General features: G+C 71.8%; 16 protein-coding genes. All 16 read left to right on the top strand.

Annotation, left to right across the window (positions count from 1 at the left end; genetic code table 11):
* Positions 1 to 54 precede the first annotated feature (54 nt).
* The 16 genes from AB4091_RS19455 to tyrS all read left to right on the top strand — a co-directional run bounded on the left by AB4091_RS19455 (position 55) and on the right by tyrS (position 17,501).
* Positions 55 to 1,413 carry an MFS transporter gene (locus tag AB4091_RS19455; RefSeq protein WP_442294060.1) on the top strand — a complete coding sequence of 453 codons (1,359 nt, stop codon included), beginning with the start codon at positions 55 to 57 and terminating at the stop codon, positions 1,411 to 1,413.
* Between the two features lie 324 nt (positions 1,414 to 1,737).
* Complete coding sequence (infC, locus tag AB4091_RS19460; protein WP_442294062.1) at positions 1,738 to 2,409, top strand: translation initiation factor IF-3; 672 nt, start codon at positions 1,738 to 1,740, stop codon at positions 2,407 to 2,409.
* A 105-nt stretch (positions 2,410 to 2,514) separates the two neighbouring features.
* A complete protein-coding gene (gene rpmI, locus AB4091_RS19465) occupies positions 2,515 to 2,709 on the top strand; it encodes a 50S ribosomal protein L35 (RefSeq protein ID WP_020144695.1) in 195 nt (64 codons plus the stop codon).
* A 96-nt stretch (positions 2,710 to 2,805) separates the two neighbouring features.
* Positions 2,806 to 3,195 (top strand): 50S ribosomal protein L20, encoded by a 390-nt coding sequence (gene rplT, locus AB4091_RS19470; protein WP_188031732.1) that lies wholly within the window; start codon positions 2,806 to 2,808, stop codon positions 3,193 to 3,195.
* Between the two features lie 52 nt (positions 3,196 to 3,247).
* On the top strand, positions 3,248 to 4,051 hold the full coding sequence (locus AB4091_RS19475) for a TrmH family RNA methyltransferase (protein ID WP_442294064.1): 804 nt from the start codon (positions 3,248 to 3,250) through the stop codon (positions 4,049 to 4,051).
* A 37-nt stretch (positions 4,052 to 4,088) separates the two neighbouring features.
* Positions 4,089 to 5,213, top strand: a complete 1,125-nt coding sequence (locus AB4091_RS19480; protein ID WP_442294066.1) for an ATP-binding protein — start codon at positions 4,089 to 4,091, stop codon at positions 5,211 to 5,213.
* Positions 5,214 to 5,320: 107 nt separating this feature from the next.
* Positions 5,321 to 6,430 (top strand): phenylalanine--tRNA ligase subunit alpha, encoded by a 1,110-nt coding sequence (gene pheS / locus AB4091_RS19485; protein WP_442294068.1) that lies wholly within the window; start codon positions 5,321 to 5,323, stop codon positions 6,428 to 6,430.
* A gap of 1 nt (position 6,431) precedes the next feature.
* Entirely contained in the window at positions 6,432 to 8,990 is a 2,559-nt protein-coding gene (gene pheT / locus AB4091_RS19490; protein ID WP_442294070.1) for a phenylalanine--tRNA ligase subunit beta, read from the top strand.
* 45 nt (positions 8,991 to 9,035) lie between these two features.
* On the top strand, positions 9,036 to 10,079 hold the full coding sequence (gene argC, locus AB4091_RS19495) for an N-acetyl-gamma-glutamyl-phosphate reductase (RefSeq protein WP_442294072.1): 1,044 nt from the start codon (positions 9,036 to 9,038) through the stop codon (positions 10,077 to 10,079).
* Positions 10,076 to 11,236 carry a bifunctional glutamate N-acetyltransferase/amino-acid acetyltransferase ArgJ gene (gene argJ, locus AB4091_RS19500; protein ID WP_442294074.1) on the top strand — a complete coding sequence of 387 codons (1,161 nt, stop codon included), beginning with the start codon at positions 10,076 to 10,078 and terminating at the stop codon, positions 11,234 to 11,236. The genes argC and argJ overlap by 4 nt, the downstream gene beginning before the upstream one ends.
* Entirely contained in the window at positions 11,233 to 12,261 is a 1,029-nt protein-coding gene (argB, locus tag AB4091_RS19505) for an acetylglutamate kinase (RefSeq protein WP_442294076.1), read from the top strand. Before argJ ends, argB begins: the two co-directional genes overlap by 4 nt.
* Positions 12,258 to 13,448, top strand: coding sequence for an acetylornithine transaminase (locus AB4091_RS19510; protein WP_442294078.1), 1,191 nt, complete (start codon positions 12,258 to 12,260; stop codon positions 13,446 to 13,448). Before argB ends, AB4091_RS19510 begins: the two co-directional genes overlap by 4 nt.
* The gene (argR, locus tag AB4091_RS19515; protein ID WP_442294080.1) at positions 13,445 to 13,930 is read left to right on the top strand and encodes an arginine repressor; all 486 of its coding nucleotides are present in this window, start codon (positions 13,445 to 13,447) and stop codon (positions 13,928 to 13,930) included. Before AB4091_RS19510 ends, argR begins: the two co-directional genes overlap by 4 nt.
* Before the next feature lie 46 nt (positions 13,931 to 13,976).
* Positions 13,977 to 15,428: an argininosuccinate lyase gene (gene argH / locus AB4091_RS19520; protein ID WP_442294082.1), complete on the top strand. Its 1,452-nt coding sequence runs from the start codon at positions 13,977 to 13,979 to the stop codon at positions 15,426 to 15,428.
* A gap of 46 nt (positions 15,429 to 15,474) precedes the next feature.
* Complete coding sequence (locus AB4091_RS19525) at positions 15,475 to 16,107, top strand: DNA-3-methyladenine glycosylase (protein ID WP_442294084.1); 633 nt, start codon at positions 15,475 to 15,477, stop codon at positions 16,105 to 16,107.
* Between the two features lie 134 nt (positions 16,108 to 16,241).
* Positions 16,242 to 17,501: a tyrosine--tRNA ligase gene (tyrS, locus tag AB4091_RS19530; protein WP_442294086.1), complete on the top strand. Its 1,260-nt coding sequence runs from the start codon at positions 16,242 to 16,244 to the stop codon at positions 17,499 to 17,501.
* Positions 17,502 to 17,874: the final 373 nt, after the last annotated feature.

The raw sequence follows: 17,874 nt of genomic DNA on the forward strand, positions 1-17,874 counted from the left end.
CACGAGCGCGAAACGCGCGTGCGTCCTGTCGGTGCGGGGTGACAGGCTGGCGTCATGGATCTCGGGGCCTACCGGCCGGTGCTGGCCAACCGCGATACGCGCGGCGCCCTGCTGCTGGGCTTCTTCATCCGGGTGCCGATGTGGGCCGGGGGCGTCATCCTCACCCTCCACGTCGTGTCGTCCCTCGGCCGCAGCTACGGCGAGGCCGGCCTGGTCACGGCAGCCTCGACCATCGCCGTCGCGATCTCCGGGCCCTGGCGCGGGCGCCTGCTCGACCGCATCGGCCTTCGGCGCACCGTCGGGCCCTCGCTCGTGGTCCAGGCGGTCTGCTGGTCCATCGCACCGTGGGTCGACTACGCCCCCCTCATCGGTTTCGCGGCGCTCGCCGGCCTCTTCGTCGTGCCGACCTTCTCGATCCTGCGACAGGTCATCATCCGATCGGTCCCGCCCGAGCAGCGGCGCACTGCCCTCTCGCTCGACTCGTCGGCCACCGAGCTCTCCTTCATGGTCGGACCCGCCATCGGGGTCTGGCTCGCCACGACCCACGACACCGGCTGGGCGTTGCTGATCTGCGAGCTCACCTCGGTCGCGGCGGGGTTCGTGCTGTGGCTCGTCAACCCGCCTCTGACGTCCGAGACGTCGACGCCGGCCACCGACGAGGGCGAGAGCGCCCGCGCCGACGCGATCGCCAACGCCGAGGCGGGTCCCGACGACGAGGCAGAGGCCGCGCGGCCGCCCAGGTCGCGAGCGGTCCGCGGCTTCATCACCGTGCCCGTCGCGGCCGTCTACCTCGCGGCGGCCTGCTCCACCCTCGTGCTCAGCGGCACCGACGTCTCGATCGTCGCAGCCCTCCGCAGCTTCGACGCCACCCAGTCGATCGGCTGGGTCCTCGCCCTCTGGGGCGCCGGCTCGCTGGTCGGTGGCCTCGTCTACGGCGCCTGGCACCGGTCGTTCTCGGTGTTCTGGCTCCTCGGCGGGCTCGCGGCGCTCACGCTGCCCGTCGCCCTCGCCGTCGGCGTGCCGACCTTTGCCGTGCTCGTCACGCTCTCGGGCCTGCTCTGCGCCCCGACCATCACGGCGACGGTGGAGCAGCTGAGCAGACTCGTTCCCGAGCGTTTCCGAGGCGAGATGATGGGCTGGCACGGCTCGGCGATGACGGCCGGCTCGGCGCTCGGGGCGCCTCTCGCCGGCTTCGCCATCGACCGTGGCGGGTGGGCGTGGGGGTTCGTCGTCGTCTCGCTCGTCGGGGTCGTCGTCGCCGGGGCTGGGCTCGTCGCGGCGGGTCGCCGCAGCGCGGCGACCGCCGAGGCCGACGAGGCGACCACGGCGACCGAGCCGACCGAACCGGCGGGCCCGGTGCCGCTCGGGGCCGATTCGGAGCGAGGCGTCCCGGCTGCTAACATGGAGCACTGACCAGCCGTCACCCTGTTCCCGCTCCGGCGGAGTCGGGTGACGACGTGCAAAGAGAAGCTCGCTTCCACCCGCGTCGACCTCACGGTTGCCGGGTCAAGGTCTGCTCGACAGGCGTGCCGCTGCCGCGGTGTGCGTGCCGAGCCGTGTGACGCGACGGCGACCGTCCGGCATACGCGACCCTTGGGCTCCTCGTGCACACACGGGGAGCCCTTTTCTCGTTGTGGTCGCAGCAGGACAGCAGTACCCGTCTGGTCACCCATTTCTCGAACTTAGGAGCACCACATCAGCGAGCCTCGCATCAACGAGCGCATCCGGGTCCCGGAAGTGCGCTTGGTTGGCCCCAACGGCGAGCAGGTCGGCATCGTCCGCGTCGAGGACGCGCTGCGTCTGGCCGAGGAGGCGAACCTCGACCTCGTCGAGGTGGCCCCCATGGCCAAGCCGCCGGTCGCCAAGCTCATGGACTTCGGCAAGTTCAAGTACGAAGCCGCCATGAAGGCACGGGAAGCGCGCAAGAACCAGGTCAACACCGTCATCAAGGAGATCAAGCTCCGACCGAAGATCGACCCGCACGACTACGGCACCAAGAAGGGCCACGTCGAGCGGTTCCTCAAGGCCGGCGACAAGGTCAAGGTGACGATCATGTTCCGCGGACGCGAGCAGTCGCGTCCCGAGCTCGGACGCCGTCTGCTCGAGCGCCTCGCCGAGGACATCGCCGAGCTCGGCTTCGTCGAGTCGGCCCCGAAGCAGGACGGCCGCAACATGATCATGGTGATCGGCCCGACCAAGAAGAAGGCCGAGGCCAAGGCCGAGCAGCGCCGCTCGCGGGAGCAGCACGACCAGCGCCCGGAGGCGGACGAGCAGGAAGCGGCCGCCCAGGCCGACACTCCGCAGCCCGCAGCCGCACCGGCCGCAGCCGCACCGGCCGCAGCCGCACCGGCCGACGCCCCGCAGACCGACGCCCCGCAGACCGACGAGGCCACCGCAGCCGCCGAGTGATCGGCCCACGATGACCCGCCGGAGGCCCGAGCACAGTCTCGAGCAACCGGCACGACAGACCACGTACGTCCACTGACGCACGCAACACGAAGGAGATCGGCCCCCATGCCGAAGATGAAGACGCACAGCGGTGCGAAGAAGCGTTTCCGCCTGACGGGCACCGGCAAGGTCATGCGCGAGCAGGCCGGCGGCCGCCACCTGCTCGAGCACAAGTCGAGCAAGAAGATGCGTTCCATCGCGAACGACGTCGAGCTCGCCAAGCCGGACGCCAAGAAGGCCAAGAAGCTCCTCGGCAAGTGAGCCGGGACCCCCAACAGTCAGCATCTCGCTGAGCAGCCGGGTCCCCGGTAAGCCAGCAGCACGAAGCACTGCACCAAGCAGAGAAGGAGTATTCACGTGGCACGCGTGAAGCGGGCGGTCAACGCCCAGAAGAAGCGTCGCGTCGTTCTCGAGCGCGCGAGCGGTTACCGCGGTCAGCGGTCGCGTCTCTACCGCAAGGCCAAGGAGCAGGTCACCCACTCGCTGGGCTACGCCTACCGTGACCGTCGCGCCAAGAAGGGTGACTTCCGTCGCCTCTGGATCCAGCGCATCAACGCTGCGGCCCGCGCCAACGGCATGACCTACAACCGGTTCATGCAGGGCCTCAAGGCCGCCGGGGTCGAGGTCGACCGCAAGATCCTTGCCGACCTCGCCGTCAACGACGCGCCGGCCTTCACCGCGCTCGTCGAGCTCTCGCGCGCCAACGTGCCGGCCCAGGCCGACGCCAAGGCCGGCGACGCCGCCTGAGCGACGCCGCCGCTCTGACCACCACAGCGCAGACCGAGCGCCGGGACGCCCCGTGCTGACCAACCCCCGATCCGATCGGGTCAAGGCAGTCCGGGCGCTGTCCCGGCGCTCGGTGCGTTCGCGCACGGGCGAGTTCCTCGCCGAGGGGCCGCAGGCCGTCCGTGAGGCGGTGGCGTTCCGTCCCGATCTCGTGCGCGACGTGTACGTGACGCCCGACGCCGCCGAACGGCATACGGCCATCGTCGAGGCGGCCCGGTCCGCCGAGCTGTGGGTGCACGAGGTGACCGCCGAGGTGCTCGCGGCCATGGGCGACACCGAGTCCCCGCAGGGCATCGCGGCCGTATGCCGGGTGTTCGACGTCCCACTCGAGGAAGCCCTGGCGGGCCTCCCCACCGACGCGCTGGTGTGCGTCCTCACCAACGTGCGCGACCCCGGCAACGCCGGCACGGTCATCCGGGGGGCCGACGCGGCCGGTGCCGACGCCGTGGTGGTCAGCGACGCGAGCGTCGACATCTACAACAGCAAGGTCGTCCGCTCGACCGTCGGCTCCCTCTGGCACCTGCCGGTGAGCACGGGGTCCACGGTCCCCGCGATCCTCGCTGCCCTCAGGGCGCGCGGCATCCGGCTGCTCGCCGCCGACGGGGTCGGCACCACGCTGCTGCACGACACCGACCTCGGCGGCGCGCACGCGTGGGTGATGGGCAACGAGGCGTGGGGCCTGCCCCAGGAGACCCGCGACGCGTGCGACGACGTGGTGCGCGTCCCGATCTACGGGCACGCTGAGTCCCTCAACCTCGCCATGGCGGCCACCGTGTGCCTGTACGCCTCGGCCGAGGCGCGCCGCACCCGCCGCTGACCCCGATCCACGCGGACCCGTGGCTATCCTCGGACCCATGACCACCGACGGGACCGGTTCCGACCTTCCCGAGACGCCGGCCTCCGTCGCCCCGGTCGCACAGATGGGCGAGATGCTGCCCGACGGGCTCGTCGTCGTGGGCGGCGACCGCCGCATCCGCTTCGCCAACTCCGAGGCGCTGCGCATCCTCGAGTGCGACAGGGCTGACCTCGAGGGCAGGCCGCTCGACGAGGGCCTGCCGTTCACCGACAAGTACGGCCGTGACTGGTGGGCGCACACCGACCCGTGGAACGGGCTCGCCAGCCGGCCCGGCCATCGCGAGAAGCTGCTCGTCGCGCCCAAGGGCCACGACGTCCTCGTCACCGCCCGCTACATCCGCAGCGAACCGGGCGGCGCCGTGGCGCGGGTCATGCTCGGCCTGCGCGACGCCGAGGCGCGCCAGCGCGCCGAGCGCGACCAGGCCACGGTGCTCTCGACGGTCGCGCACGAGCTGCGTGCGCCGCTGACGTCGGTCACGGGGTTCACCAGCAGCCTGCTGCGACGCTGGGAGCGCTTCACCGACGAGCAGAAGCGCCTCATGATCGAGACCATCGAGGCCGACGCGACCCGCCTCACCCGGCTGATCACCGAGCTGCTCGACATCTCTCGCCTCGACTCCGACAACCTCAACCTGCGTCGAGGGCCGGTCGACCTGCACGCCCTGCTGTCGAAGCACATGGTGCGCTACGAGCTCGGTCGCTCGACCGGCACGGTCCGCCTGCGGCTGGGCGTTCAGGCCACGGCCGACGGCCTGCCCGAGATGTGGGCCGACACGGACCGCCTCGAGCAGATCTTCTTCAACCTCATCGAGAACGGCCTTCTCCACGGAGACGGACGGGTCACGGTGACCCTCGACCGTGGCGGCGAGCTCGACGGTTCACCGGAGTCGGTCGTCGTCGAGGTCGACGACGAGGGCGACGGCATACCCCCCGCCGACCGCGAGAAGATCTTCGGCCGCTTCTGGCACGGGCCGTCCAACGCGAGCACCGGCCTGGGCCTGTACGTCGTCCGCGGTCTGGTCGAGGCACACGGCGGCACGGTGCGCGTGTGCGACAGCGACGCCGGCGGCGCCCGCTTCGTGGTGCGCCTGCCCGCTGGGCTGCCCGAGGCCTTCGGAAGCTGACCGCGGGCCGGGCGGGCGGCAGGCAGATTTGGCGCCGCCCCTAGACTGACTGCCCAGAACCGACCCCAGCGAGACCCCCACCGAGCGAGAGCAGCGAACGCACGCCGATGTCCGGACCCAACACGAACTACGACCCGGTCGAGGTCTCAGCGCTCGACCCGGCCAACGTCGACTCAGCCGTTCAGGAGGCCCTCGCCGCGATCGCGGCCGCCGCCTCGCTCGACGACCTCAAGGCCGTGCGCATCGCGCACCAGGGCGAGAAGAGCCCGCTCGCGCTGGCCAACCGCGAGATCGGCGCGCTGCCTCCGAGCGCCAAGGCCGAGGCGGGCAAGCGCGTCGGCCAGGCTCGTGGGCGAGTGGGCCAGGCACTCTCGGCGCGGCAGGCCGAGCTCGAGGTCGAGCGCGACGAGCGGATCCTCGTCGAGGAGCGCGTCGACGTCACCGTCCCCGCCCTGCGTCGTCCGACGGGTGCGCGGCACCCGATCGAGCTCGTGGCGCAGCGCCTGGTCGACGCGTTCGTCGGCATGGGCTGGGAAGTCGCAGAGGGTCCCGAGCTCGAGAGCGAGTGGCTCAACTTCGACGCCCTCAACCTGGGCCCCGACCACCCTGCGCGCCAGATGCAGGACACCTTCTTCCTCGACCCGGTGGACTCGGGCCTCGTCCTGCGCACCCAGACCTCCCCGGTCCAGATCCGCACCATGCTCGAGAAGGAACCGCCGATCTACATCGTGGCGCCGGGCAAGGTGTTCCGCACCGATGACCTCGACGCGACGCACACGCCGGTGTTCCACCAGATCGAGTGCCTCGCCATCGACAAGGGCCTGACGATGGCCCACCTGCGCGGCGCGCTCGACGCCTTCGTCCGCATCATGTTCGGGGCTGAGACCCGCACGCGGGTGCGCGCCAACTACTTCCCCTTCACCGAGCCCAGCATGGAGACCGACTTCCTCTGCTTCGCCTGCCACGGCGAGGAGACCTGGGGCAGCGCCGAGCCGTGCCGCACCTGCGGCGGCTCCGGCTGGATCGAGCTGGGAGGCTCCGGCATGGTCAACCGCAAGGTGCTGCGGACGTGCGGCATCGACCCCGACGTCTACTCCGGCTTCGCCTTCGGGCTGGGCATCGAGCGCGCGCTGCAGCTGCGCCACGGCGTCCAGGGCATGCACGAGATCGTCGAGGGCGACACGCGCTTCTCGCAGCAGTTCGGGATGGGGGCCTGACATGCGTACGCCGCTGAGCTGGCTCGCCGAGTACACCGACCTCGCGCCCGGGGCGCGGGGCGCCGACGTCGCCGCGAGCCTCGTCCGCGTCGGCCTCGAGGAGGAGGACCTCCACGGGGGCGACATCACCGGTCCGCTCGTCGTGGGGCGCGTCCTCGAGCTCGAGGAGCAGGTGCAGAAGAACGGCAAGCCGATCCGCTACTGCGTCGTCGACGTCGGGCAGAACGGCCAGATGCTCACCGAGGGCAGGCACCAGGAGATCGTCTGCGGAGCCGTCAACTTCGAGGTCGGCGACCTCGTCGTCGTCGTGCTGCCGGGCGCGGTGCTGCCCGGCGGCTTCGAGATCTCGGCACGCAAGACGTACGGCCGCATGTCCAACGGCATGATCTGCGCCGAGGACGAGATCGGCCTGGGCCACGACCACGAGGGCATCATCGTGCTCAGCCGGCTGCTCGGCGAGGACCGGGCAGCGACCCTGAGCCCTGGCGACGACGCGATCGCCCTGCTGGGACTCGCCGACGAGACCGTCGAGACCAACGTGACCCCCGACCGCGGCTACTGCTTCTCGCTGCGCGGGCTGGCCCGCGAGTACTGGCACGCCCAGGGCAGCCCCGAGGGCGGCTTCCGTGACCCCGCAGACGTGGCGACCCCCGAGGCCAACAGCGACGGCTACACCGTCGAGCTCAAGGACGACTCGCCGATCGACGGCAACGAGGGCTGCGACCGCTACGTCGCGCGCATCGTCCGCGGCATCGACCCGACACGACAGACGCCGGCGTGGATGGGCCGACGGCTGACGCAGGCGGGCATGCGGCCGATCTCGCTGGCCGTCGACGTGACCAACTACGTCATGCTCGCCGTCGGCCAGCCGCTGCACGCCTTCGACGTCGACAGGCTCTCCGGCTCGGTCGTCGTGCGCAGGGCGCGCGGGGGCGAGAAGCTCACGACGCTCGACGACGTCGAGCGCACGCTGCACCTCGACGACCTGCTCATCACCGACGGCGGAGAGCTGCCGCTCGCGATCGCCGGCGTCATGGGCGGTGCCTCGTCCGAGGTGTCCGACACCACCACCGACGTGCTCATCGAGGCCGCGCACTTCGACCCCACCACGGTCGCGCGCTCCTCCCGGCGCCACCGGCTCATCACCGAGGCCTCCAAGCGGTTCGAGCGGGGCGTCGACCCGAAGGTGACCGCGGCCGCCGCGCAGCTCGCCGTCGACCTCCTCGTCGAGCACGGCGGTGGCACCGCCGACGACGGCGTGACCGACGTCGACCGCACGACCGACCGCGTCGCCTACCGCCTCGACGTCACCGAGCCGGCCCGCATCGTCGGCGTCGACTACTCCCGTGAGCGGGTCGTCGGCATCCTGCGTGACCTCGGCTGCGCCGTCGACGAGCACGCGGCAGGCAGCGACGACCTGCACGTGCTCGTGACGCCGCCCTCGTGGCGGCCCGACCTCGTCGACGCGCCGGACTACGCCGAGGAGGTCGCGCGGATCGACGGCTACAACAACATCCCGTCGATCACGCCGACTCCGACCGAGGGTCGTGGCCTGACTCATGCGCAGAGAGCCCGTCGCGTCGTGGCGGACGCCCTCGCGGGTGCCGGTCTCACCGAGGTGCTCAGCTACCCCTTCGTCGGCGAGGGGCTCGCCGACCAGCTGATGCTCCCCGCCGACGACGACCGCCGACAGGCGGTCCGGTTGGCCAACCCGCTCTCCGAGGAGCGGCCGCTGCTGCGCACCTCGATCCTGGCGAGCCTGGTCGACACGCTGCGCCGCAACGTGGCCCGCGGCCAGAAGGACGTCGCGATCTACGAGCTGGGGCTCGTCTTCCGCCCCGGCGGGCCGCTGGGCACCGCGCCGATCCCGAGCGTGGCGGCTCGTCCAGACGCCGAGACCCTCGAGCGACTGTATGCCGCCGTGCCGGCCCAGCCGCGCCGTGCGGGCATCCTCGCGACCGGCCAGGCCGAGCCCGCCGGGTGGTGGGGCCCCGGACGCGCGGCCGACTGGAGCGACATGGTGGCTGCGGTCCAGACCGTCGCGGCGGCGCTCGCGGTGCCGATCGTCGTCGCCAACGACGCCGGTCACGCACCGTGGCACCCCGGCCGGTGCGCGCGTATCTCCCTGCCCGACGGCACCCTCCTGGGTCATGCCGGCGAGCTGCATCCGAAGGTGCTGGCCGCGCTCGAGCTGCCCGAGCGCACGGTGGCGGCGGAGATCGACGTCGACGTCCTCGTCGCCGCCAGCGTCGAACCGGTCCAGGCGCGCCCGTTCTCGACGTTCCCGCCGGCACTCACCGACGTGGCCCTGCTCGTCGGTGCCGACGTCGCAGCGGCGGACGTCGAGGCCGCCCTGCGCTCCGGCGCGGGGGAGGCGCTCGAGTCGGTCGCCCTGTTCGACGTCTACGAGGGCGAACACGTCGAGGCGGGCCGCAAGTCACTGGCCTACCGGCTGACGTTCCGCGCGCCCGACCGCACCCTGACCACCGACGAGGTCAACGGCTTCCGCGACGCGGCCGTGGCGGCTGCGGCCTCGGCGACCGGAGCCGTCCAGCGCTGAGGCCAGCCATGCACGAATATGCATGATCGTGTATAGTCATGCATTGTGATCAGGGCAGCAGTAGCGGGGGCGAGCGGCTACGCCGGAGGAGAGATCCTCCGGCTGCTGCTCGCCCACCCGCAGTTCGAGGTCGGTGCCGTCACGGCGGCGAGCAGCGCGGGGGAGCGGCTGGGGGCGGTGCACGCGCATCTCGTGCCACTCGCCGACCGTGTGCTGGAGGCCACCACCGTCGAGATCCTGTCGGGTCACGACGTGGTCTTCCTCGCGCTGCCGCACGGTCACTCGGCCGCGCTCGCGGCGCAGCTTCCCGAGTCCCTCGTCGTCATCGACTGCGGCGCCGACTTCCGACTCGAGTCCGAGTCGGCATGGACCACCTTCTACGACACGGCGTATGCCGGCTCGTGGCCCTACGGGCTTCCTGAGCTCCCCGGGCCGGCCGGCTCGGTGCAGCGCGAGAGGCTCGCCGGCGCACGGCGCATCGCCGTCCCCGGCTGCTACCCCACGGGCATCTCGCTCGCCCTGGCCCCCGGCTTCGCCGCTGGGTTGCTCGAGCCCGACGACGTCGTCGTGGTCGCCGCCTCGGGCACGTCCGGCGCCGGCAAGTCCCTCAAGCCGCACCTGCTCGGCAGCGAGGTGATGGGCTCGATGTCGCCGTACGGGGTCGGCGGTGGGCACCGGCACACCCCGGAGATCGAGCAGAACCTCGGTCGGGCGGCGGGTGAGCCGGTCACCGTCTCGTTCACGCCGACGCTCGCTCCCATGCCGCGCGGCATCCTGGCAACCTGCACGGCCCGGCTGCGGCCCGACGCCGACCCGGCCGCAGTGCGCGAGGCCTGGGAGAAGGCATACGCGGCAGAGCCCTTCGTCCACGTGCTCCCCGAGGGCTCCTGGCCCACCACCGCCTCCGTCATCGGCAGCAACCACGTCCAGCTCCAGGTCGCGGTCGACGAGCGCCTCCGCCGTGTCGTGGTCGTCTCGGCCGTCGACAACCTCACCAAGGGCACGGCGGGCGCAGCGGTGCAGTGCGCCAACATCGCCCTGGGCCTCGACGAGACCCTCGGCCTCCCGGTGGCGGGGGTGGCGCCGTGAGCGCGCCCGGGGTGCAGCTCCCCGCCGGCTTCCGGGCTGCCGGGGTCACCGCAGGACTCAAGGCCAGCGGCACCCCCGACCTGGCCCTCGTCGTCAACGACGGCCCCGACCACCACGCCGCGGCCGTCTTCACGACCAACCGGGTCGAGGCGGCTCCGGTCACGTGGTCGCGGCAGGTCGTCGCCGACGGCCGGGTGGACGCCGTCGTGCTCAACTCGGGCGGCGCCAACGCCTGCACCGGCGCCCAGGGCTTCCTCGACACGCACCGCACCGCCGAGCACGTCGCCGAGGTGCTCGGCGTCTCCGCGGGTGACGTCGTCGTCTGCTCGACGGGCCTCATCGGCGAGCTCCTGCCGATGGACAAGATCGTCGCCGGCACCGACGCGGCTGCGGCCGCGCTGTCGGCCGGCGGCCACGAGGCGGCCGCGGTCGCCATCAAGACCACCGACACCGTGCACAAGGTCGCCGCACACGACGGTGAGGGATGGTCGGTGTCCGGCATGGCCAAGGGGGCCGGCATGCTCGCTCCCGCGCTCGCCACGATGCTCGTCGTCCTCACCACCGACGCCGTCGTCGATCCCGCCGACCTCGACGCAGCCCTGCGCTCCGCCACCGCCGTCTCCTTCGACCGCATCGACTCCGACGCCTGCATGTCGACCAACGACACCGTGGTCGTCCTCGCCTCCGGAGCCTCTGGCGTGCGCGTCGACCTGGCAGCCCTCACCGAGGCCCTGACGGCCGTCTCGTCCGACCTCGCGCGGCAGCTCATCGCGGACGCCGAGGGTGCGGCACACGACATCGCCATCGAGGTGACTGGGGCCGCCACGGTCGACGAGGCCCTCGAGGTGGCCCGCGCCGTGGCCCGCAACAACCTGTTCAAGTGCGCGATCTTCGGCAACGACCCCAACTGGGGCCGCGTCCTCGCGGCCGTGGGCACCACCAAGGCTGCGTTCGACCCTGCAGCCCTCGACGTGACGATGAACGGCGTACGCGTGTGTCGGGCCGGCGGCGTCGGCGACGACCGCGCTCTCGTCGACCTCACGCCACGCGAGGTCCACGTCCTCGTCGACCTCCACGCCGGGCCCGAGACCGCCACGGTCTGGACGAACGACCTCACCCACGACTACGTCCACGAGAACTCGGCCTACAGCACATGAGCCGCAACGCCACACGCCAGAGCTCCACGCAGGGCAACCTGCGCGGTCTCATCGACGCCGCCGCCATCCGGGTCGCAGCCGGCAAGGCCGCCACGCTCGTCGAGGCGCTGCCCTGGCTCGAGAGGTTCCGGGGCGCGCTGGTGGTCGTGAAGTACGGCGGCAACGCCATGGTCGACGACGAGCTCAAGGCCGCGTTCGCCGAGGACATCGCCTTCCTCCGGTATGCCGGCCTGCGCCCGGTTGTGGTGCACGGCGGCGGCCCGCAGATCAAGGCCATGCTCGAGCGCGTCGGGCTCGAGAGCGAGTTCAAGGGGGGACTGCGGGTCACCACGCCCGAGGTGATGGACGTCGTGCGGATGGTGCTCACCGGTCAGGTGGGGCGCGAGCTCGTCGGACTGCTCAACCAGCACGGGCCCATCGCGGTCGGTCTCTCCGGTGAGGACGCCGGCCTCCTCGGGGCCCGGCGCCGCGGCACCGTCGTCGACGGCGAGGAGGTCGACCTCGGCCTCGTCGGTGACGTCGAGAGCGTCAACCCCTCGGCGATCATCGACATCCTCGACGCCGGGCGCGTGCCGGTCGTCTCCACCGTGGCGCCCGACCTCGACGTCGACGGCCAGGTGCTCAACGTCAACGCCGACACCGCAGCGGCGGCCATCGCCGTCGCGCTCGGCGCCGAGAAGCTCGTCGTCCTGACCGACGTCGAGGGCATCTACGCGAGCTGGCCCGACCGCAGCTCGCTGCTCTCGACGATCACGGTGAGCGCGGCGCGCGAGCTGCTCTCACGCGTCGACCACGGCATGGTCCCCAAGCTCGAGGCCTGCATCCGCGCCGTCGAGGGCGGGGTGCCGCAGACGCACGTCGTCGACGGGCGCAAGCCGCACTCGATCCTGCTCGAGATCTTCACCGACGAGGGGATCGGCACCATGGTGCTGCCCGAGATCACCGGTTCGCTGCGCGGGCCTGACCAGTCAGGCCAGTCCGGCGAGTCCGGCGAGTCCGGCCGCTCCACCGAGGAGGACGCATGACCACCGGAAGCGACCTGCTCGGGCGCTACGCCGGCGCGATGGTGCAGGTCTTCGGCACCCCGCAGCTCGTCCTCGCCGAGGGCCACGGCTGCTGGGTGACCGACGTCGACGGCAAGCGCTACCTCGACCTGCTCTCGGGCATCGCCGTCAACGCGCTCGGGCACGGCCACCCGGCACTGGTGCAGGCGGTCGCCAAGCAGGCGGAGTCGGCGATCCACGTCTCGAACTTCTTCACGTCCGAACCAGCCATCGCGCTCGCCGAGCGGATCCTGTCCGTGAGCGCCGCCCCGGCCGGCTCCGGGGTGTTTTTCGCCAACTCCGGCACGGAGGCCACCGAGGCGGCGGTCAAGCTGTCGCGCCGCACCGGCCGTAGCCGCATCGTCGCGCTCGAGGGCTCCTTCCACGGGCGGTCGACAGGGGCCCTGGCCCTCACCCACAAGGCTGCCTACCGCGAGCCCTTCGAGCCGCTCATCCCCGGCGTGGTCTTCGTGCCGCCCAACGACGTCGAGGCCCTGACGGCGGCGGTGGACGAGACGACGGCCGCGGTCTTCCTCGAGCCGATCCAGGGCGAGGCCGGCGTGCGCGAGCTCACGGCCGACTACCTGCAGGCAGCGCGGCAGGTCACGTCACGGCACGGGGCGCTGCTCGTGCTCGACGAGATCCAGACCGGCATCGGCCGCACCGGTGACTGGTTCGCCCACCAGCCCTCTGGCGTGGTCCCCGACGCGATGACCCTGGCCAAGGGCCTCGGCGGCGGCGTGCCCATCGGCGCCCTCGTGACGTTCGGTCCCGCGGTCACCGGTCTGCTGGCCGCAGGCCAGCACGGCACCACGTTCGGCGGCAACCCGCTCGCGTGCGCCGCGGGCCTCGCCGTGCTCGACACCATCGAGCGCGACGGCCTTCTCGAGCACGTCCGCGAGGTCGGCGCCCTGCTCGACGACCTCCACGTCGACGGCGTCGCCGGCACCCGCGGGCGTGGGCTGCTGCGCGCGATCGAGCTCGACGGCATACCGGCGGCGGCGGTGATGGCGGCCGCGCGCGAGGCCGGCTTCATCGTCAACGCCGTCACCCCGACGGCCATCCGTCTCGCGCCGCCGCTCGTCATCTCCGAGAGCGAGCTGGGCGGCTTCCTCGACGCCCTGCCGGCGATCCTCGAGGCCGCTCGGGCGACGGAAGCCACGCCGTGAGCCGCACCCAGCGTCAGCGCCGCATCGTCGAGCTCCTCGGCGCCAACGCCGTCCACAGCCAGGGCGAGCTGTCCGACCTGCTCGTGGCCGAAGGCACCGAGGTCACCCAGGCGACCCTGTCGCGCGACCTCGTCGAGCTCGGCGCCGTGAAGGTGCGCCGCGGGCGTGCGCTCGTGTATGCCGTCCCGGGCGATGGCGGAGAGGTGACCGCCGTCGGGTCGATCGGCGACGCCGCCTCGGCTCGCCTGCGCCGCACGTGCGAGGAGCTGCTCGTGTCGGCGACGCCGGCGCAGAGCCTCGTCGTGCTCCGCACCCCGCCGGGCGCCGCAAACTACCTCGCGTCGGCCATCGACCAGGCCCGGGACCCCGAGGTCGTCGGCACCATCGCCGGCGATGACACGATCATGATCGTCACGGCCGGCGCCGAGCAGGCGGTCACGGTGGCCGCGCGGCTCCAGGCCCTCGTCGGCACCCGCGACTGACCGGACCCACGACCACCACTCCGTCCCACTGCAGGAGGCACCACCGATGACCACCGACGCCCCCACCGGCACCGGCGAGCAGACCGCCGCCCGCGTCAGCCTCTGGGGCGGCCGCTTCGCCGGTGGTCCCGACCAGGCCCTCGCCGCGCTGTCGAAGAGCACCCACTTCGACTGGCGTCTGGCCCCCCACGACATCGCGGGGTCGCGGGCCCATGCGAGGGTGCTCCACGCCGCCGGCCTGCTGACGCAGGAACACCTCACAGGCATGCTCGACGGCCTCGACAGGCTGGAGGCCGACGTCGTCTCGGGCGTCTTCGTGCCGGCCGAGGACGACGAGGACGTCCACACGGCTCTCGAGCGGGGGCTCATCGAGCGGGTCGGACCCGACCTCGGCGGCCGACTCCGCGCGGGGCGCTCGCGCAACGACCAGGTGGCGACCCTGTTCCGGATGTACCTGCGCGAGCACGCCAGGGTCGTGGGCGGCCTCGTCCTCGACGTCGTCGACGCCCTCCTGGCGCAGGCGAAAGGGCACCTCGGGGTCTCGATGCCCGGTCGCACCCACCTGCAGCACGCGCAGCCGGTGCTGCTCAGCCACCACCTGCTGGCGCACGCCTGGGCGCTGCTGCGCGACGTCGACCGCCTGCGCGACTGGGATGCCCGCACCGACGCCTCGCCCTACGGTTCCGGCGCCCTCGCCGGGTCCTCGCTGGGGCTCGACCCCGAGCTCGTCGCGAAGGACCTCGGTTTCGCCCGTGCCGTCGAGAACTCCATCGACGGCACGGCGTCGCGCGACTTCGTGGCCGAGTTCGCGTTTGTCGCGGCGATGACGGCCGTCGACATCTCCCGGTTCGCCGAGGAGGTCGTCATCTGGGCCACCAAGGAGTTCTCCTTCGTCACGCTCGACGACGCCTACTCCACGGGGTCGAGCATCATGCCGCAGAAGAAGAACCCCGACGTCGCGGAGCTCGCGCGCGGCAAGGCCGGTCGCCTCGTCGGCGACCTCGCGGGCCTCCTCACGACGCTCAAGGCGCTACCCCTCGCGTACAACCGCGACCTCCAGGAGGACAAGGAGCCCGTCTTCGACGCGGTCGACACCCTCGAGGTGCTCCTTCCGGCGTTCTCCGGGATGGTCGCAACCCTGACGTTCCACACCGACCGGCTCGAGTCCCTGGCACCGCAGGGCTTCGCGCTCGCCACCGACATCGCCGAGTGGCTCGTGCGCGAGGGCGTGCCGTTCCGGGTCGCCCACGAGGTGGCCGGGGCGTGCGTCCGCGACTGCGAGGCCCGCGGAATCGAGCTGTGGGACCTCACCGACGACGACTTCGGGCGCATCAGCGAGCACCTGACGCCCGAGGTGCGAAGCGTCCTTTCGGTGGAGGGTTCGCTCGCCTCCCGCGATGCCGTGGGTGGCACGGCACCGGTCCGGGTCGGCGAGCAGCTCGTCGCCGCCACCGAGCGGACGGCACTCGCCCGAGCCTGGGCCGACGCCGGAGTCTGACGCCCCGGCTCTTCGACCGGCGGCGCCTGCGGTTTACGGTGACGACGTGAGCGCCGACGAACGCCTGCCACGGGACTTCTTCGCCCGCCCGTCGGTGGAGGTTGCGCCAGACCTGCTCGGTCGCCACCTCTCGTACGGCGGGGTCACGCTGCGCCTCACCGAGCTCGAGGCGTATGCCGGTGAGCTCGACCCGGGGTCGCACGCGTACCGCGGCGTGACCCCTCGCACCCGCCCGATGTTCGGGCCGGCAGGCTTCACCTACGTCTACTTCACGTACGGCCACCACTGGTGCGTCAACCTCGTGGTCGGCGAGGTCGGCACCGCCTCTGCGGTGCTCGTCCGTGCCGGAGAGGTGCTCGAAGGCCACGACCTCGTCCGGGGCCGCAGGGGACCCGTGCGTGAGCGCGACTGGGCGCGCGGCCCCGGCCGGCTCGGCCAGGCCATGGCGATGGGCCGTGAGCAGACCGGCCTCGACTTCTGCCGGCCGCCCATCGGCGAGCCCATCGACCTCGTCGTGAGCGCGGGGGAGCGCGTGGCCCCTGCCGACGTACGCGTGGGGCCGCGTGTCGGGGTCAGCGGACCGGGAGGCGACGGCACCGTCTACCCCTGGCGCTTCTGGGTCGACGGTGAGCCCAGCGTGTCGGCGTACCGGCCGGGCGTCGTGCGCAAGCGACGCTGACGACGGACGAGCCTGCGGCGTTCACGGTGGCCCTCGGCCAACGGGCGGTACTCGGTGGCTGCGGCAGGGCGGCATACGGCAGGCTTGGCAGCGGCGGGCAGCGAGCCCGCCCGACAGAGAGGACACCGATACCCGTGACGGACATCTTCGACGAGCTGCAGTGGCGCGGCCTGGTGGCACAGTCCACCGACGAGGCGGCGCTGCGCGAAGCACTCGCTGAGGGACCCCTCACGCTGTATTGCGGGTTCGACCCGACCGCGCCGTCGCTGCACTTCGGCAACCTGGTGCAGCTCGTGGTGCTGCGGCACTTCCAGCGGGCCGGGCACCGGGTCATCTGCCTCGTCGGCGGGTCCACCGGCCTCATCGGTGACCCGCGGCCCACGTCGGAGCGGCTGCTCAAGACGAAGGAGCAGACGGCCGACTGGGTCGCGCGCATCCAGGAGCAGGTGCGCCCCTTCCTCGACTTCGAGGGCGACAACGCGGCGCTCCTCGTCAACAACCTCGACTGGACGGCGCCGATCAGCGCGCTCGACTTCCTGCGCGACATCGGCAAGCACTTCCGCGTCAACCAGATGGTGCGCAAGGACGCGGTGGCCGCCCGGCTCGAGAGCGAGCAGGGCATCTCGTACACCGAGTTCAGCTACCAGATCCTGCAGGCGCTCGACTTTCTCGAGCTCTACCGGTCGCACGGGTGCACGTTGCAGACCGGCGGCGCCGACCAGTGGGGCAACCTCACGGCCGGGGTCGACCTCGTGCACCGGGTGGAGGGGAAGTCGGTGCACTGCTTCACGACGCCGCTGCTCACCGACGCCGCCGGCACGAAGTTCGGCAAGTCGGAAGGCAACGCCGTGTGGCTGAGTGCCGACATGACGAGCCCGTACGCGTTCTTCCAGTACTGGATCAACGTGGAGGACGCGTCGGTGGTCAAGCTGCTCAAGGTGTTCACCGACCGCACGCCCGACGAGATCGCCGACCTCGAGAAGCAGGTGGCGGAGGAGCCCTTCCGGCGCACCGCTCAGCGCATCCTCGCGGCAGACGTGACGACGCTCGTCCACGGTGCCGACGCGACCGCAGCGGTGCAGGCGGCGTCAGAGGCGTTGTTCGGCAAGGGCGATCTCGCGGGACTCGATGCGCGCACCCTCGGCGACGCGACGGCCGAGCTGCCGGGTGCGGACGTCGAGGTGGGCACCTCCCTCGTCGACGCGCTCGTTGCCGTGGGGCTCGTCGACTCCCGCAACGGGGCGCGTCGCGCCATCGGTGAGGGGGGCGCCTCGCTCAACAACGTCAAGGTCACCGACCCCGACCAGGTGCTGGCTGAGGACGACTTCCTGCACGGCGCCGTTGCGGTGATCAAGCGCGGGCGGCGCAACCTCGCGGCAGCCAGGCGAGGCTGAGCACGCCGGCAGGCACGCATCGGCTCTCTGAGGGCTTCTGAAGGGGCGGATCTCGTTGTGACACAACGGGATCCGCCCCTTCAGCACTCTCCGGGGTGGACGGATTTGTGTTTTCCGCCGAGCCCCGGTTAATGTTCTCTTTGTCAGCCCGACAGGGAGGAACGGACACCACCGCAGAGCGAGTGATCGCGACGCGAAGCAGGCCGGTCCCGGGGTTGAGAGAAGGTCCGAAGCACACTGGTTCGTCCGGTAGGCTTTGGTGGGTAGGAACCGCTGACACCAAGCGGGTTGAATCTGGACGGTCTGAAGGCTGGTTCGCGGGTTTGACTCCCAAGCTTGAGGCGGGTAAGTTTGAAGGGTTGCCCCGGAGGCC

It is taken from the genome of Terrabacter sp. 2RAF25 (assembly GCF_052115265.1).
Classification (GTDB): domain Bacteria; phylum Actinomycetota; class Actinomycetes; order Actinomycetales; family Dermatophilaceae; genus Terrabacter.

What these genes read in the sequence shown, in the direction of transcription:
- argB (WP_442294076.1), top strand. Translation starts at nt 11,233, where the DNA reads ATGAGCCGCAACGCCACACGCCAGAGCTCCACGCAGGGCAACCTGCGC.
- argH (WP_442294082.1), top strand. Translation starts at nt 13,977, where the DNA reads ATGACCACCGACGCCCCCACCGGCACCGGCGAGCAGACCGCCGCCCGC.
- AB4091_RS19480 (WP_442294066.1), top strand. Translation starts at nt 4,089, where the DNA reads ATGACCACCGACGGGACCGGTTCCGACCTTCCCGAGACGCCGGCCTCC.
- pheT (WP_442294070.1), top strand. Translation starts at nt 6,432, where the DNA reads ATGCGTACGCCGCTGAGCTGGCTCGCCGAGTACACCGACCTCGCGCCC.
- rpmI (WP_020144695.1), top strand. Translation starts at nt 2,515, where the DNA reads ATGCCGAAGATGAAGACGCACAGCGGTGCGAAGAAGCGTTTCCGCCTG.
- AB4091_RS19455 (WP_442294060.1), top strand. Translation starts at nt 55, where the DNA reads ATGGATCTCGGGGCCTACCGGCCGGTGCTGGCCAACCGCGATACGCGC.
- AB4091_RS19510 (WP_442294078.1), top strand. Translation starts at nt 12,258, where the DNA reads ATGACCACCGGAAGCGACCTGCTCGGGCGCTACGCCGGCGCGATGGTG.
- pheS (WP_442294068.1), top strand. Translation starts at nt 5,321, where the DNA reads ATGTCCGGACCCAACACGAACTACGACCCGGTCGAGGTCTCAGCGCTC.